The sequence below is a fragment of the Melioribacter sp. genome (assembly GCF_049325435.1).
In the GTDB taxonomy this organism is placed as follows: domain Bacteria; phylum Bacteroidota; class Ignavibacteria; order Ignavibacteriales; family Melioribacteraceae; genus Melioribacter; species Melioribacter roseus.
In genome coordinates this window covers 177,176-190,481 of sequence record NZ_JBMOLD010000001.1, presented here as the reverse complement: position 1 = coordinate 190,481, position 13,306 = coordinate 177,176, and the positions used below count along the sequence as shown (strand labels likewise).

The 13,306-nt window shown below is 40.9% G+C and carries 17 protein-coding genes; all 17 read left to right on the top strand.

The genetic code is table 11. The annotated features are described in order from the left end of the window. Position 1: 1 nt before the first annotated feature. From ACOYVE_RS00790 to ACOYVE_RS00710, 17 genes are read left to right on the top strand one after another with little or no spacing between them, the layout of a single operon-like run. Positions 2-571: a flagellar basal body L-ring protein FlgH gene (locus ACOYVE_RS00790; RefSeq protein WP_422880531.1), complete on the top strand. Its 570-nt coding sequence runs from the start codon at positions 2-4 to the stop codon at positions 569-571. Positions 572-580: 9 nt separating this feature from the next. Further along, positions 581-1,669 (top strand): flagellar basal body P-ring protein FlgI, encoded by a 1,089-nt coding sequence (locus tag ACOYVE_RS00785; RefSeq protein ID WP_422880530.1) that lies wholly within the window; start codon positions 581-583, stop codon positions 1,667-1,669. A gap of 1 nt (position 1,670) precedes the next feature. Beyond that, positions 1,671-2,519: a transglycosylase SLT domain-containing protein gene (locus tag ACOYVE_RS00780; RefSeq protein ID WP_422880529.1), complete on the top strand. Its 849-nt coding sequence runs from the start codon at positions 1,671-1,673 to the stop codon at positions 2,517-2,519. Then, complete coding sequence (gene flgN, locus ACOYVE_RS00775) at positions 2,516-2,956, top strand: flagellar export chaperone FlgN (RefSeq protein ID WP_422880528.1); 441 nt, start codon at positions 2,516-2,518, stop codon at positions 2,954-2,956. Before ACOYVE_RS00780 ends, flgN begins: the two co-directional genes overlap by 4 nt. 2 nt (positions 2,957-2,958) lie before the next feature. Continuing rightward, positions 2,959-4,350, top strand: coding sequence for a flagellar hook-associated protein FlgK (flgK, locus tag ACOYVE_RS00770; protein ID WP_422880527.1), 1,392 nt, complete (start codon positions 2,959-2,961; stop codon positions 4,348-4,350). Between the two features lie 3 nt (positions 4,351-4,353). Beyond that, positions 4,354-5,229 carry a hypothetical protein gene (locus ACOYVE_RS00765; protein WP_422880526.1) on the top strand — a complete coding sequence of 292 codons (876 nt, stop codon included), beginning with the start codon at positions 4,354-4,356 and terminating at the stop codon, positions 5,227-5,229. After that, a complete protein-coding gene (locus ACOYVE_RS00760) occupies positions 5,229-6,005 on the top strand; it encodes a motility protein A (RefSeq protein ID WP_422880525.1) in 777 nt (258 codons plus the stop codon). The genes ACOYVE_RS00765 and ACOYVE_RS00760 overlap by 1 nt, the downstream gene beginning before the upstream one ends. Beyond that, positions 5,984-6,670 (top strand): OmpA/MotB family protein, encoded by a 687-nt coding sequence (locus ACOYVE_RS00755; RefSeq protein WP_422880615.1) that lies wholly within the window; start codon positions 5,984-5,986, stop codon positions 6,668-6,670. Before ACOYVE_RS00760 ends, ACOYVE_RS00755 begins: the two co-directional genes overlap by 22 nt. 6 nt (positions 6,671-6,676) lie before the next feature. Beyond that, entirely contained in the window at positions 6,677-7,057 is a 381-nt protein-coding gene (gene fliW, locus ACOYVE_RS00750) for a flagellar assembly protein FliW (protein ID WP_422880524.1), read from the top strand. Positions 7,058-7,060: 3 nt separating this feature from the next. After that, positions 7,061-7,300, top strand: a complete 240-nt coding sequence (gene csrA, locus ACOYVE_RS00745; protein ID WP_422880523.1) for a carbon storage regulator CsrA — start codon at positions 7,061-7,063, stop codon at positions 7,298-7,300. Further along, positions 7,297-8,016: a response regulator gene (locus ACOYVE_RS00740; RefSeq protein WP_422880522.1), complete on the top strand. Its 720-nt coding sequence runs from the start codon at positions 7,297-7,299 to the stop codon at positions 8,014-8,016. The genes csrA and ACOYVE_RS00740 overlap by 4 nt, the downstream gene beginning before the upstream one ends. A 9-nt stretch (positions 8,017-8,025) precedes the next feature. Then, positions 8,026-8,880: a flagellar motor stator protein MotA gene (gene motA, locus ACOYVE_RS00735; RefSeq protein ID WP_422880521.1), complete on the top strand. Its 855-nt coding sequence runs from the start codon at positions 8,026-8,028 to the stop codon at positions 8,878-8,880. Beyond that, entirely contained in the window at positions 8,880-9,704 is an 825-nt protein-coding gene (locus ACOYVE_RS00730; protein WP_422880520.1) for an OmpA family protein, read from the top strand. Before motA ends, ACOYVE_RS00730 begins: the two co-directional genes overlap by 1 nt. Position 9,705: 1 nt before the next feature. Further along, entirely contained in the window at positions 9,706-10,113 is a 408-nt protein-coding gene (locus ACOYVE_RS00725; protein WP_422880519.1) for a response regulator, read from the top strand. Further along, positions 10,103-10,756, top strand: coding sequence for a response regulator (locus ACOYVE_RS00720; protein ID WP_014856835.1), 654 nt, complete (start codon positions 10,103-10,105; stop codon positions 10,754-10,756). The genes ACOYVE_RS00725 and ACOYVE_RS00720 overlap by 11 nt, the downstream gene beginning before the upstream one ends. A gap of 48 nt (positions 10,757-10,804) precedes the next feature. Beyond that, positions 10,805-11,443, top strand: a complete 639-nt coding sequence (locus ACOYVE_RS00715; RefSeq protein ID WP_422880518.1) for a hypothetical protein — start codon at positions 10,805-10,807, stop codon at positions 11,441-11,443. A 54-nt stretch (positions 11,444-11,497) separates the two neighbouring features. After that, on the top strand, positions 11,498-13,306 hold the full coding sequence (locus ACOYVE_RS00710) for a PAS domain-containing sensor histidine kinase (RefSeq protein WP_422880517.1): 1,809 nt from the start codon (positions 11,498-11,500) through the stop codon (positions 13,304-13,306).

Sequence of the window (13,306 nt, the reverse complement as noted above, 5' to 3'; positions counted from 1 at the left end):
AATGAAAAATTTAACGCTGTTTTTAATAATCATGACTGCAGGCGTATTCGGACAGAATATGAGGCAGAATTCGCTCTATTCACTCTTTGCGGACAATAAAGCGGTTGCAATCGGCGACGCTATTACGATTATTGTAATGGAATCGTCCCAGGCGTCAAACAATGCGGAAACTACAACGGGCAGGACGAGTAGCATAGGAGGCAATTTCTCCGGCAATATGGACAGCGCTCCGCTGCCGAAAGCCGACGGGAGTTTGGGCACTACAAATTCATTCGAAGGCGCTGGCTCGACCAAAACCACCGGATTGGTAAGAACAAAAATAAGCGCCCTCGTCGACACGGTATACGCCAACGGGAATATGCTGATTACCGGCAGCAGGAAAATTGTAATCAACGGCGAAGAACAAATAATTAAAATTAAGGGAATAGTAAGACCGAGCGATATACTGCCCGACAATTCAGTCTATTCGTATAATATATCGGAAGCCGAAATTACTTTCGAAGGCAGCGGTATGATCGACCGCTCGCAAAGTCCGGGTTGGTTGACCAAGTTATTCCATTGGTTATTTTAAGGTGAATCAATGAAATTTAAGGCGACAATATTACTGCTGATTTTAATGACGACCTTGAATGCGCAACGCATCAAGGATATTGCATATTTAAATGGAAATGACGCTGAACAGATTATCGGTTACGGATTGGTTGTAGGCTTGGCCGGAACGGGCGACAGTTACCGGTCGTCTTTTACAATTCAGTCGGTAACGAGTATGCTAAAACGATTCGGGATAACGGTTCCGCAGCAAGATATCAGAACCAAAAACGTAGCCGCCGTTATGGTTACGGCAACTTTGAACGCCAATTTAAAACCCGGCGCTGAATTCGACGTAACGGTCTCGTCGATAGGCGACGCTACAAGTCTTCAGGGCGGCACTTTGCTTATGACGCCGCTCTCCGGAATGAGCGGACGGGTTTACGGTTTTGCCCAGGGCCCGATTTCGGTAGGCGGTTACGATATAAATACTTTTTCAGGCAATCGAATCTCGAAAAATCATTCCCTCGCCGGCAGAGTGCCGCGCGGAGGAAGATTAAAAGAAGCCGTCTCTTTTCCCGAATTTTACGAATCGGAAGTGTCGGTCTATCTGAAAGAACCGGATATTACAACGGCAAACAATATCAGCAATGCTATAAATACAACGTTCGGCGGCAATATTGCCAAAGCGCTCGACGCTGCCGAAGTGAGGGTTTCAGTGCCGCAGGAGCGCCAGGATAATTTAATCGGATTTCTTGCCGAGCTTGAAAACATTAATGTGGAAGTCGATGAAGTTGCCCGCGTAGTCCTCAATGAAAGAACCGGTACTGTCGTGGCTGGCAGTAATGTAAGAATTCAGCCGGTTTCCATTACGCACGGCGGTTTGAATATCCAAATACGTTCCTATCCGATAATTTCTCAGCCTAATGCATTTTCGGGAGGCGAAACGACGGTGTTTAATAATTTGGTGCCTTATGTATCTCAGGATTCGAGTAAAACAATAGCAATTCAAGGCGCTACGAACGTTCAGGAAGTAGCCGCTGCGCTGAACTCGCTCAAAGTTTCTCCGCGAGATATAATTGCCATTTTCCAGGCTCTTAAAGAAGCCGGCGCATTAATTGCAGAATTGGTGATAATGTAATATGAATAATCTTACTATTAAAATAAGCGAACCGGGCAAGCATCTTAATCAGATGCAGAATGTAAATGAACGCTTCGACAACAAACAAAAGTCGAAAATTGCCGAAGCGGCGTTGCAATTCGAAGCTCTTTTTACTTCGATGCTGCTGCGCTCTATGAATAGCGCGACGAGCGAATTGTTCGATAGCGGGGAAAATGAATTCGGAATAAAAAACAATTCCAATTTGTTCGGGTTGCCCGACGGTTTCGACGCAATTTTTGAACAGCAATTTGCCGATTTCATGACGAAAGGAAAAAGCATGGGCATCGCGGAAGCTGTATACAAAAAGGTAACGGGCGAAGAGCTGCCCACGACTGTTAGATCTAATTCGTTCAATCGTACAATTAAAGTGGATACGAGAAAATACGACACTGAATTCAGAAGTTTGAAACCCGCCGCCGATTCGTTAAACCGTCTTCGTAAATACGAAGATATAATCGACAAAGCGTCGAGTCAATTCGGCGTCGATAAGAATGTTATCCGGTCTGTTATACTGGCCGAATCGGCTGCCAAACAAAACGCCGTATCGTCGGCAAATGCAAAAGGTCTGATGCAATTGATCGACTCAACCGCCGCCGAAATGGGCGTGAAAAACAGTTTTGACCCGAAAGAGAATATATTCGGGGGCGCTAAATATCTGGCTAATATGCTTCGACAATATAATGGGAATTTGGAACTCGCTTTGGCTGCTTACAATGCCGGACCGGCTAATGTGGATAAATATAACGGCATTCCTCCTTTCGAGGAGACAAGAAAATATGTGGAGAAAGTAATCTCTTATTTAAATCATTTTAATGAGAATGAATCATGAATCTGGAAAATTTAATTGAATCTCTAAAAAGACAGGAAAAAAATTTCAGCGACCTTCTTGAAACTATTAAAACAAAAAAAGAAGCGTTGCTAGAAAACGACATTGTAAAACTCGATAAAGCCGTCGACAGCGAGCAAAAACTGCTTCATTTAATCCAAAAGGAAGAGCGGGAAAGGAAAAGACTAACTTATGTTTTTGCAACCGAGAATTCGATTGAATTAAAAAACGCATCGATTGAAGAATTGTTGAACAAAATGCCGCAGCTAAGCGGTCAATTGAAAAGCGCCAGGGATTCGATTAAATCGAAAGCCGCTGAAATAATTAAAATTAATTCCCAGCTGACCGTTTTGGTAGGCGTATCGCGTAACCTTATCCGGGATACGGTAACGACTCTGTTGGGCAAAGGGAAAAAATCGATTGTTAACAAGAGAGTTTAGTAATGGGTATTGGTAAAATATTCGACATATCGGTGCGTACAATGGCTACGTACCAGCGAGCCCTCGATGTGACGTCCCAGAACGTATCGAACGCGGGGAACGAGGAGTATACGCGTCAGAAAGTTGTTTTCGGCACGGAAGAAACTCAAGCCGGAATCGGAATGGGCGTTAAGATACAGGATGTGGTGCGAGTAAAAAACGACTTGATCGATAAACAGATTTACCAATACCAGTCTACTTATTCGGACGCCAATAAACGTTCCGAATTGCTTCAGCAAGTCGAGACAATTTTGGCGGAGCCGGGCGATTACGGATTGTCGAATTATTTCAACCAATTCTTTAATTCCTGGGGTCAACTGGCTACAAATCCGACTTCTATCCAATATCGCACTCAAATTATCCAGAACGCTCAAAGATTGAGCGAGCGTTTTAAAGATGTTTACGACAGTATAAGTTCGTTGCAGCATCTTTTGAAAAACGAAACCGTTTCGAAAGTAGAGCAGATGAATTCTTATTTGAAAGAAATCTATGATTTGAACAGAAAAATTTACGACAACGAAGCCGTGGGTATTAAAGCCAGCGAACTGATGGACCGAAGAGATTTGCTTTTGAACGAATTGAGCAAACTTGCCAACATTACGATAAGCAACAATGAGTACGGAACCGTAACGGTGAGCGTAGGCGGAGTTCTTGCCGCCGACAGGAATGTTTATACGGAATTTACAGTCAAGTTGGACGGCGGTAAATTAAAAGTTGTTCCTAAAGCCGACGAAAACAGTACCGTTGTCCTGAATAACGGAGAATTGTTTGCCCTTACGGAATTATATTCAAAACAAATACCCAAATACAAGAGCGATCTGGAAAATCTTGCCAATGTGTTCATCGACAAAGTAAATGAATTGCACAGACAGGGTTATACGCTTGTTCAAAGCGGATCTTCGTCGACAGACATACCGTTCTTCGGAACGCTAAGCGGCGGCTCGGTAGTGGACGCTTTTGTAGACGGAAAAATAAATATTAATCCCGCAATACTTAATAATCCCAAGAATATTGCCGCTTCCGGCGTAGCCGACAACGACGGCAATTCCGATTATGCCGTGAACATCGCAGCTCTTGCCGATACAAAATTCAGCGAGCTCGGCGATCAAACAATTCTTGAAGCTTATTCTACGATTTTGAATAACTTCGGACTGGAAAAAGTTCAAAGCGACAATCGCATCCAAACAAGCGAAATGGTGCTGCAACAGTTGAATCTTCAAAAGTCATCCTACTCGGGAGTGTCGATTGACGAGGAGATGACCAACGTAATAAAATACCAGCGTTCATACGAGGCGGCGGCTCGCTTAATTCGCGCGGCTGACGAAATGTTGGAAACTATAATTCAAATGGTATAAAAGATGAGAATTACAGAAAACATATTGTCGAATAAATATCTCTATAATCAGGATAAAATTAACAACGAAAAAGTAAAGATTCAGAACCAGCTGATTACTAACAGCCGCATAGAAAAATTAAGCGACGATTTGTTCGGTTCTCTCGAGATAATCAATATCGATTCTCAAATTAAGAAAATAGAGACATATCAAAAGAATATCGATTACTCGAAAGAATTCGTAAAGTTCACGATCAATTCCCTGGATAATATAGTCGGCGAAACTCAGAAGATCATCACTCAGGTGGTAAATATAGATAATGCGGTAAACGCGAATTTCAGTACGGTCGCGCAATCCGTACGGGCGTCGCTCGAATCGATAGTGCAGAACTTAAATTCTAAATATAACGGCATGTATTTGTTCGGCGGCACAAATTATACGACGGAACCGTGGTCGATCGACGCTAACGGTAAAGTAGTAACTAATTCTGCCGACCTGAGCGGCGAGGTCAAAGTGCAAATTTCAAGCGGCATAAAAGACAGCGTCAATGTGCCGGGCAGTAAAATTGAATCCAGCGATTTACTCGCCACAATAAACGACATAATCGACTCGCTCGACGCGGGCGCAGCTCCGGGTCAGGCATTAAAGGACAGATTGAATGCCGCTTATAATGAAATTCTCTCTATTCAGTCATTGACCGGAGAGAAATACAACAGGCTGGAAGATATCAATACAATATTGGATAATCAGTTGACGGACGCTCAGGAAATGCTTGCAAAAAGAAAGGAAATAGATCCTGCGGAACTGTCGATTGACCTTCAGTACCAGGATTATTTGTTGCAATTGTCTTATAAATTGGCTTCATCCATATTACCAAAATCAATTCTGGATTACATGTAATGCGAAAATCGGGAGCATTTATCGGTTTAACGTTGGGAGTTTTTTCGATATTCGGCGCATTTATAATCGAAGGGGGATCGATAAAAGCGCTTTTTATTGTATCGTCTCTTGTTATTGTTTTCGGCGGTACTTTTGCGGCGGTTATTATCGGATTCGGACTCGATAATTTCAGTAAGATATTTCAACTTATCCGTCTTGCATATTTCCCCCCGAAATACGACATAAAAAAGATTGTCGATATTTTCATTGAGTTATCGGTTAAAGCCAGAAAGGAAGGACTCCTTGCCATTGAAAAAGATATTGCCAAATTTCCTTACAATTTTCCGCGGAAAATGACTAAATATGCCATCGACGGAATCGACCCCGAGTCGATTTACTCACTGGCTCAGATGGAAATAAAAGCAATGCAGGAACGGCATTACTCGAATATCTTTTTATTTACGAAAATGGGGGGCTATGCTCCCACAATGGGAATTATCGGCACTGTGATGGGCCTTATTATGACACTGGCAAACGCAGGCGCCGACCCGAATTCATTGATAAAGAACATTGCAACCGCGTTTATAGCTACATTATGGGGCGTGTTCAGCGCCAATATAATTTGGTTGCCAATCGGAGACAGACTTAAAAAATGCCATTTGGAAGAAAAAAATATGATGGAAGTAACTCTGGAGGGAGTAATCACACTCCTAAGTGGAGAGATTCCTTCGATAATGAAAGCGCGTCTGGTTGGAATGCTTCCGACCTCCGAGCAATACGAGAAAATAAGCGCTTAGATAACGAAGAAGAAACACTCTTCAGAGAAGACAACGATAAGGATCGGTATTTGATTACTTATGCGGACCTTATTACTCTATTATTGGGTCTGTTTATAATTTTATATGCAATGTCGAATATCGATACGGCTAAATATAAAAATGTCGCAGCGGCAATGGGGAGCATTTTCGGCAGTTCCGCCAATTTATCTTTGTTGCAGGAAGGTAAGGTTATTCCGAGCCCGAAAGAAAAATTAGCCGACCAGTTGTCGAGATTGATCGAAACATACAATTACGGCTCCTCGATAAGACTCGAAGAAAATGAACGAGGTATAACAATCCACATTTTGGACGATATATTATTTCCATCGGGCCAAGCGACTTTGAACGAAAGCTCCAAGTTGGTTTTGCAGAGATTGGCTCGCGTTATAAGAGCTTTGCCCAACGACATAAGAATTGAAGGTCATACAGATAACGTGCCGATTAATACGGTTCGTTATCCATCCAACTGGCACCTGTCGGTCGACAGGGCGCTGAGCACGGCGTATTATTTGATAAAGGAAGAAGGCATAAAGCCGGATAAAGTTTCAATCGTGGGCTATTCCGAATATAAACCGATAGCCTCGAATGATCTGCCCGAAACAAGGGCGTTAAACAGAAGAGTAGACATAGTAATATTAAAGTGAGAGGTTATGAAGCTTAAAACTAAACAATTCGGCGAAATCGAATTCTCCGACGACCTGATTCTTAATTTCAAAGAAGGTTTGGTCGGATTCGAAACTCTTCGTAAATTTATCCTGATTAAACCGGAGGATACTCTTTTTTATTGGTTAAACTCGGTCGAAAATCCGGATATCGCTTTCCCGCTTTTCGGTTTGAGATTAATCGACGAAGAGTATCCGCAGGTCGAGAATCATGAAGCTTTTGGAATCGTTATTCTGAATCCTGACCCGTTGAAAATTACCGTCAATATGAAAGCTCCCGTATACGTTAATCAGGAAAATAAAACGGGATATCAGAAAATACTCGACGACGAAAAGTATTCACTCTATTACAATTTATTTACAGAGTAAGCCATGTTAATTTTATCAAGAAAAGTAAACGAAGAAATTAAAATCGGGCCAGACATAACGATTAAGATTCTCTCGATATCGGAGAATCACGTGAAAATCGGTATAACCGCGCCCGATTCGGTCGAAATTTACCGCGGGGAAATTTACGAAAAGGTCATTGAGATTTCGCGCGAAGCCTCTCAACAAAAGGGCGCCGATAATGTCGATTTGTCGAAATATAAAATTAAAAAGGTTAATAAATGACGACTTTTTTCGACAATAAGGTGCGAATTCTGGTGATTGACGATTCGGATATTATTCGTAATGTTATCAAAAATTTTCTCTCTGAATATAACATTGAAGTAGTTATGTCGAGCGACGGACTCGAAGGGATTCAAAAAGCCATCGAGTATAAACCGAAACTGATTTTTCTGGATATAATGATGCCTAACCTCGACGGTCTCAGAATGCTGAAGGTAATTAAAGTGCTCGACGATCTGAAGGACATTCCCGTAATTGTCATAAGCGGACATACGGATAAAAAGAACGTTCTTGAAGCGGTAAAATCGGGAGCGATAAATGTAATTTCGAAACCGTTGTCGAAATCGATTTTGATAAAGTCGATAAAAGAAGCGCTCGGCAACGACTTCTTTGCCAATTTGAGAAATCAAAAACTCCTGAGCAATGAAGAAAAAAAAGAAATAAAGGAGACTATAAAAAAACTTTTTATTTCGAATCTGCCGTTAAAAATCGACGCCATTAAAGAAGCTCTTATTACAGAAAAACGGGAGCTGTTGAGAACGATAATCCATGAACTGAAAGGGAGCAGCGGAACGGTCGGTTTTAGAAATCTTTCTCGCATTTGCGCTGAAATAGAAGAAAAAATTTCCGATAATAATAACGATTGGAGTACGATCGAAAATTCAATTGAAAACTTGTTGAACGAAATCGAAGTGCTCGAAATTCTAAATTCTAAATAAGGTGTTAAAATGTTCGTTATTGTAGGTATTGCTGTTGTATTCGTATCAGTAGTTGTAGGCTTCCTAGTGGCAGGAGGCAATTTAGTTGTGCTTATTCAGATCTCCGAATTTATTACGATCGGGGGAGCGGCTATCGGAAGTATATTAATAGCTTCGCCTCCGGCTTTGTTAAAAAAAATAACCGCACAATTGCCTACAATATTTAAGGGTCATGCGGCTTCCAAAGAAGATTATATCGAAATGCTGAAAGCTTTCAGTATGCTTTTTCTTACCGCGCAGAGGGAAGGACTGCTGGCAATCGAAAAGCATATTGAACAGCCTGAAAAAAGCGAAATTCTCTCAAAAAGCAAACTTTTAATAGAAGACCCGGTTAAAAAAGATTTCTTTTGCGACACAATGAAAGTAATGCTGGCGGGTTCGGTGCCGCCGCATGAACTCGAGAATTTAATGGACGCCGAAATCGAAACATTCGAACTCGAAAACAAACCCGTTTCCGAAACGATTGGCCGCGTGGGCGATTCTTTGCCGGGGTTGGGTATAGTGGCGGCAGTGCTTGGAGTTATTATAACTATGGGATCTATTAGCGACGGACCTGAAGCTGTGGGAAAACACGTGGCGGCTGCGCTCGTAGGAACATTTTTAGGAGTGCTGCTATCATATGGTTTTGTAAATCCTATCGCTGCAAACTTACATCATGTTGTAGCAGATAAAGCCCAAGAAATGAAAATAATTAAGACATTTATTCTCGCTTATGCAAAAGGCAATCCGCCGTTTGTAGCCGCTGAAATGGCAAGGCGCACTATTTTTTCCGATCATAGACCGACATTCAGCGAACTTGAAAACGCTTTGAGAGGTAAGAAATAATGGCTGATGCTTCGAATAAAAGACCCACTCTGAAAAAGCAGGAAGAGCCTGCTCTGGATGTATCCTACGACGAACAGCCTCCGATAATTAAAAAAATAAAAAAGGTCGACGGAGGACATCACGGCGGCGCGTGGAAAGTGGCGTATGCCGATTTCGTTACCGCAATGATGGCCCTTTTTATTGTATTGTGGGTGCTCGGTCAAAGCGAGGAAGTTAAAGAAGCGGTAGCCGGGTATTTTAGCGACCCGATAGGATTTTCTACCAAAGGGAAAGGCATTCTCGACGGCAGGTCGAGTTCTCTTATAGATGCGAAAATTCAATCGGAAATACAGAAAAAAGAATCCGAACGGCAGGAACTCGAAAAAATGGGAGAGAAATTAAAAGAGGAATTGACAAAAGAAACTGACCTGGAAGGACTGACAGACCAGGTAAAAATAGAAGTTGTTAAGGAAGGCTTGAGAATTGAATTGATCGATTCTGCCAACGACATCTTCTTTGAAGTCGGAACTGCGGATTTGAAACCAGAAGCCAAACGAATACTTAGTAAGATCGGCGCGGAGATTGCCAAGATGGATAATAAGATTATTATCGAAGGACACACGGACGCGCGCCAGTATAAAAACGACGGAACGGGATATACTAATTTCGAACTGAGCACCGACAGAGCCAATTCGGCTAAACGAGCTCTCGTGGCGGCAGGCGTTTCAGAAAAACAAATCGACGAAATTAGCGGATATGCCGATACACGCCTCAGAGACCCTGAAAATCCGTACAGTTCAATCAACAGAAGAATCAGTATTACTTTGAAATATTCGACGAATTAAATTGACTTCCGAAAAGAAAAAAATATTGATAATCGAAGACGACCAGCTCCTGCAGGATTTTTACAGAGTCTTATTCAATAAAATCGGATTCGAAACCGTAATTACCGAAGATACCGAGGAACTTTTTTCTCACCTGAACGGTAACAATGTAGCATTGATAATAATGGACGTCAGTTTGAGAAATACGTATCTGGAAACCGAAAAAATCGACGGAGCCAAACTTTCGCGGTATATTAAAGAAAATTTTGTTAATTTAAACGTACCGATACTCCTGGTTACTGCATACTCCAAAAGCAAAGAAGGCAACAGTTTGTTGATTGAAAGCAAAGCCGACGATTACGTTTTGAAACCGATTGTAAGTATAGATCTATTTTTACAAAAAGTTAACAGGTTGATTTATGAAAGATAAAATCCTTGTAGTTGAAGACGAAAAAGACACCAGATTTATACTGGAAAAGTTACTAACGCGCAACAATTACGAAGTGGCTACTGCAATAAACGGCGAAGACGCCCTCGAAATTTTGAAGAATTTTAGTCCCAAAGTAATACTTGCCGACTGGACAATGCCCGTGCTCGACGGACTTTCTTTATGCAATATTTTGAAGGCTGACGAAAAATTCAAATCGATCTACTTTATAATACTGACAGCCCGTTCGTCGTTGAAAGACCGTATAATGGGACTCGATATCGGAGCCGATGATTTCCTGGTTAAACCGGTTGAAAATCAGGAACTGCTTGCAAGAATCCGTTCGGGAATTCGAATTTATAATCTTCAAAACGAATTAAAGAACGCCGAACACAGCAAGGCCGTAGTCGACCTCGCATGTACGATCGGGCATAAAATAAATAACCCGCTCAGCAGTTTAATGCTTTCTTTGAAATCGATCGAAAACGAACTTAATGACGATAGCAAGTCGAAATTGGCGGACGATTTGAAAGTAATGAAAGAATCGGTCGAAAGGATCAATAAGTTCGTTCAGCAATTAATATACCTCAAAAATCCCCAGGTAATCGACTATATCGACGAAAACCGAATGATTAAGACCGACTAATCTAAAGAATTTGCCTTTTCCTTCGATAATAATATCGGAGGAAAAGGTATGCTCGAAAGAATAGTCAATATCAGCCCAAATACCGATTATAAAAAATCCAACGGTAATCATAAATTTAACCGTAAAAATAATCCTTATGCCTTTTCGTCCATAACCAATAACGATTCGGTGTCGATTTCTCCTGCGACTGCTCTGTTGTCCAGCTACGGATGGAAACTGAACAGTTTCAACAGCGGCGACGACAAAATAGAAATTTCATTTGAGTACGAAGATTTTTTGTTTGTCGCCTCCCTCGAATTAATCGAATTATCCAAATATCAACACATAAATTATCGGGTAAGCAAATCGGTTAATAACTATTCCGCCGAAGTTACCATTACAATAGGCGTTTCAGCGCCCGTCGCCGAAGAGAATCGAATAAACGACTCCTCCCGTAAAATGGATAAACTGAAAGCCTTTTTCGAGCATATCAGGGAAGTAACTCTTTCAAAACCGAATTTCATAACAGATATTCTTACGCTCGATACTCTTTACGCGGATTATAAAAACGAACTTAAAGAAGAGTTTTTCTATTTAAACCATTGTCTTATGAAATTCCTGGAAACATATTTATCTAAAAAGATAGATATAACAAACATAGAAGGTGTCGAGCATGATTTCAAAATAAAAAGCATTCAAATAAAATAACTTATGCAGAATAAATACGTGGCGGAAGATAAAAATTACAGCCCGGCTGATAATATGAAACTCTACAAGGAATTGCCGGGAAGCAGAGCAATAGTTATCGTTGACTCCGATTTGAATATATTGTATTGTAATTCGCTCTTCACCGATATATTTCATTTGAATGTAAACGACAGCCTTCACCGTTTAAATCCAACTTCGGAATTTCTGTTTCTTGTTAAAGGGTTCCTCGGCAAAAATTTCAGAAATCTGACATTCGACATCACAATTAATACGGACTACGACAACGGTTCCAATCCGTATAAGGTGGATATCGAGAGAATATTTATAAAAGGCGAGCAGTTTTTTCTGATAAATATTGACACGCAAAAAAATCGAAAGGAAATCGAATGGAAAATCGATTCTCTCCATTCGGCTCTCGATCTGGGTAACGTTCCAATAATCATCGCTGGCGACAAAGGAAGCATCGTATTTGCCACCCATTCGGTGGAGGATATTCTGGACAAAAGCATCGAAGAATTATTTTATCTGAATATAAAAGAGCTGTTCAAAGAATTTATAAGCGATGATTACGAGTCGTTCGTACGCGCGGTCGATACAAGAACGGGATGGAAAAAAATCATATGCATGAATCGAGGCGGCAAGGAAGAATATTGGGATATTCATCTTCACCCGTTTACAGCTACGGACAACAGATACAGCGGCTTTATTATAAGCGCGCACGATTTGACTGAGATTGTTTATCAGAAACAGATTATAGAACAATCGGAAAGAAAGCAAAAGCTCATAATCAATAACATTTCGGATTTGCTTTTAATTACACGCAAGGAAAACAACGATTTCATTCTAGACAATGCAAACGACAACTTTTACAAACTGTTTGAACTGAATAAATCTGTTATACTGAATCAGAAACTTAAAGATATAATCCCGAAAGATTTGTACGATAAAATAAAACAGTCGATTTCCGCAATAGAAAACGGACCCCTTGAAATTTATGAATTCGGATATAAATGCAGAAAGGACAGGCACTACAATTGCAAAGTAACTTACACCGATCTCGGCGGCGGGGAAAATAAAATATTCATAGTTACGCTCAAAGACGTTACCGAAGAGAAAAAGTACAGAGAACAGCTAGAAATCAGTTATTTGAAAGAGGTTCAATTAAATAAGATGAAGTCGAGCTTTTTGGCGAATATCTCCCACGAAATACGAACTCCTTTTAACGGAATACTCGGGTATTCGGAAATTTTGAACGACTGCCTCGAAGCTAAAGATTATGTGGCGGTGAAAGAAATTACCGAACAGATGAAAGACGTGCTGGGACGCGTGCTGGAACTCTTTACGAATATTGTAGATTTATCGCAGATAGAAGCGGGCGAAGTCGAAATAGAGTACGTTATATTAAACTGTAATCAGATTATTAAACATGTCTACGACAAAAAATATAAAGAAGCAGAGAAGAAAGGACTCGAATTTCGCCTGGGATTGAGCGATAACGAAGCCATGATTGAAGTCGACTGGGTAAAACTCGAAAAGATAATTGAGCTGCTCGTAGACAATGCAATTAAATATACGCACAAAGGATATGTTTATCTGGGCAGTCAGATAGAAGGGAATAATATTAAAATTATTATTGAAGACAGCGGCATCGGCATGAATCCCGAGGATATTGAACGGTTATTATCGCCCTTCAGTCAGGAAGTCGAAGGATATACGCGTCCTTATGAAGGTTTGGGATTGGGACTGACAATTGCTCACAAACTGACTAAACTTATGAACGGAAATTTCGAAATTAATAGTGAGAAAAATAAAGGCACTCAAATTGTCTTAACATTTAACTATAAAGATTACGGTATGGAGTAA

Bases quoted from the DNA above. Each gene is read 5' to 3' on its own strand.
- ACOYVE_RS00790 (WP_422880531.1), top strand. From the start codon at position 2: ATGAAAAATTTAACGCTGTTTTTAATAATCATGACTGCAGGCGTATTC.
- ACOYVE_RS00785 (WP_422880530.1), top strand. From the start codon at position 581: ATGAAATTTAAGGCGACAATATTACTGCTGATTTTAATGACGACCTTG.
- ACOYVE_RS00780 (WP_422880529.1), top strand. From the start codon at position 1,671: ATGAATAATCTTACTATTAAAATAAGCGAACCGGGCAAGCATCTTAAT.
- flgN (WP_422880528.1), top strand. From the start codon at position 2,516: ATGAATCTGGAAAATTTAATTGAATCTCTAAAAAGACAGGAAAAAAAT.
- flgK (WP_422880527.1), top strand. From the start codon at position 2,959: ATGGGTATTGGTAAAATATTCGACATATCGGTGCGTACAATGGCTACG.
- ACOYVE_RS00765 (WP_422880526.1), top strand. From the start codon at position 4,354: ATGAGAATTACAGAAAACATATTGTCGAATAAATATCTCTATAATCAG.
- ACOYVE_RS00760 (WP_422880525.1), top strand. From the start codon at position 5,229: ATGCGAAAATCGGGAGCATTTATCGGTTTAACGTTGGGAGTTTTTTCG.
- fliW (WP_422880524.1), top strand. From the start codon at position 6,677: ATGAAGCTTAAAACTAAACAATTCGGCGAAATCGAATTCTCCGACGAC.
- csrA (WP_422880523.1), top strand. From the start codon at position 7,061: ATGTTAATTTTATCAAGAAAAGTAAACGAAGAAATTAAAATCGGGCCA.
- ACOYVE_RS00740 (WP_422880522.1), top strand. From the start codon at position 7,297: ATGACGACTTTTTTCGACAATAAGGTGCGAATTCTGGTGATTGACGAT.
- motA (WP_422880521.1), top strand. From the start codon at position 8,026: ATGTTCGTTATTGTAGGTATTGCTGTTGTATTCGTATCAGTAGTTGTA.
- ACOYVE_RS00730 (WP_422880520.1), top strand. From the start codon at position 8,880: ATGGCTGATGCTTCGAATAAAAGACCCACTCTGAAAAAGCAGGAAGAG.
- ACOYVE_RS00720 (WP_014856835.1), top strand. From the start codon at position 10,103: ATGAAAGATAAAATCCTTGTAGTTGAAGACGAAAAAGACACCAGATTT.
- ACOYVE_RS00715 (WP_422880518.1), top strand. From the start codon at position 10,805: ATGCTCGAAAGAATAGTCAATATCAGCCCAAATACCGATTATAAAAAA.
- ACOYVE_RS00710 (WP_422880517.1), top strand. From the start codon at position 11,498: ATGAAACTCTACAAGGAATTGCCGGGAAGCAGAGCAATAGTTATCGTT.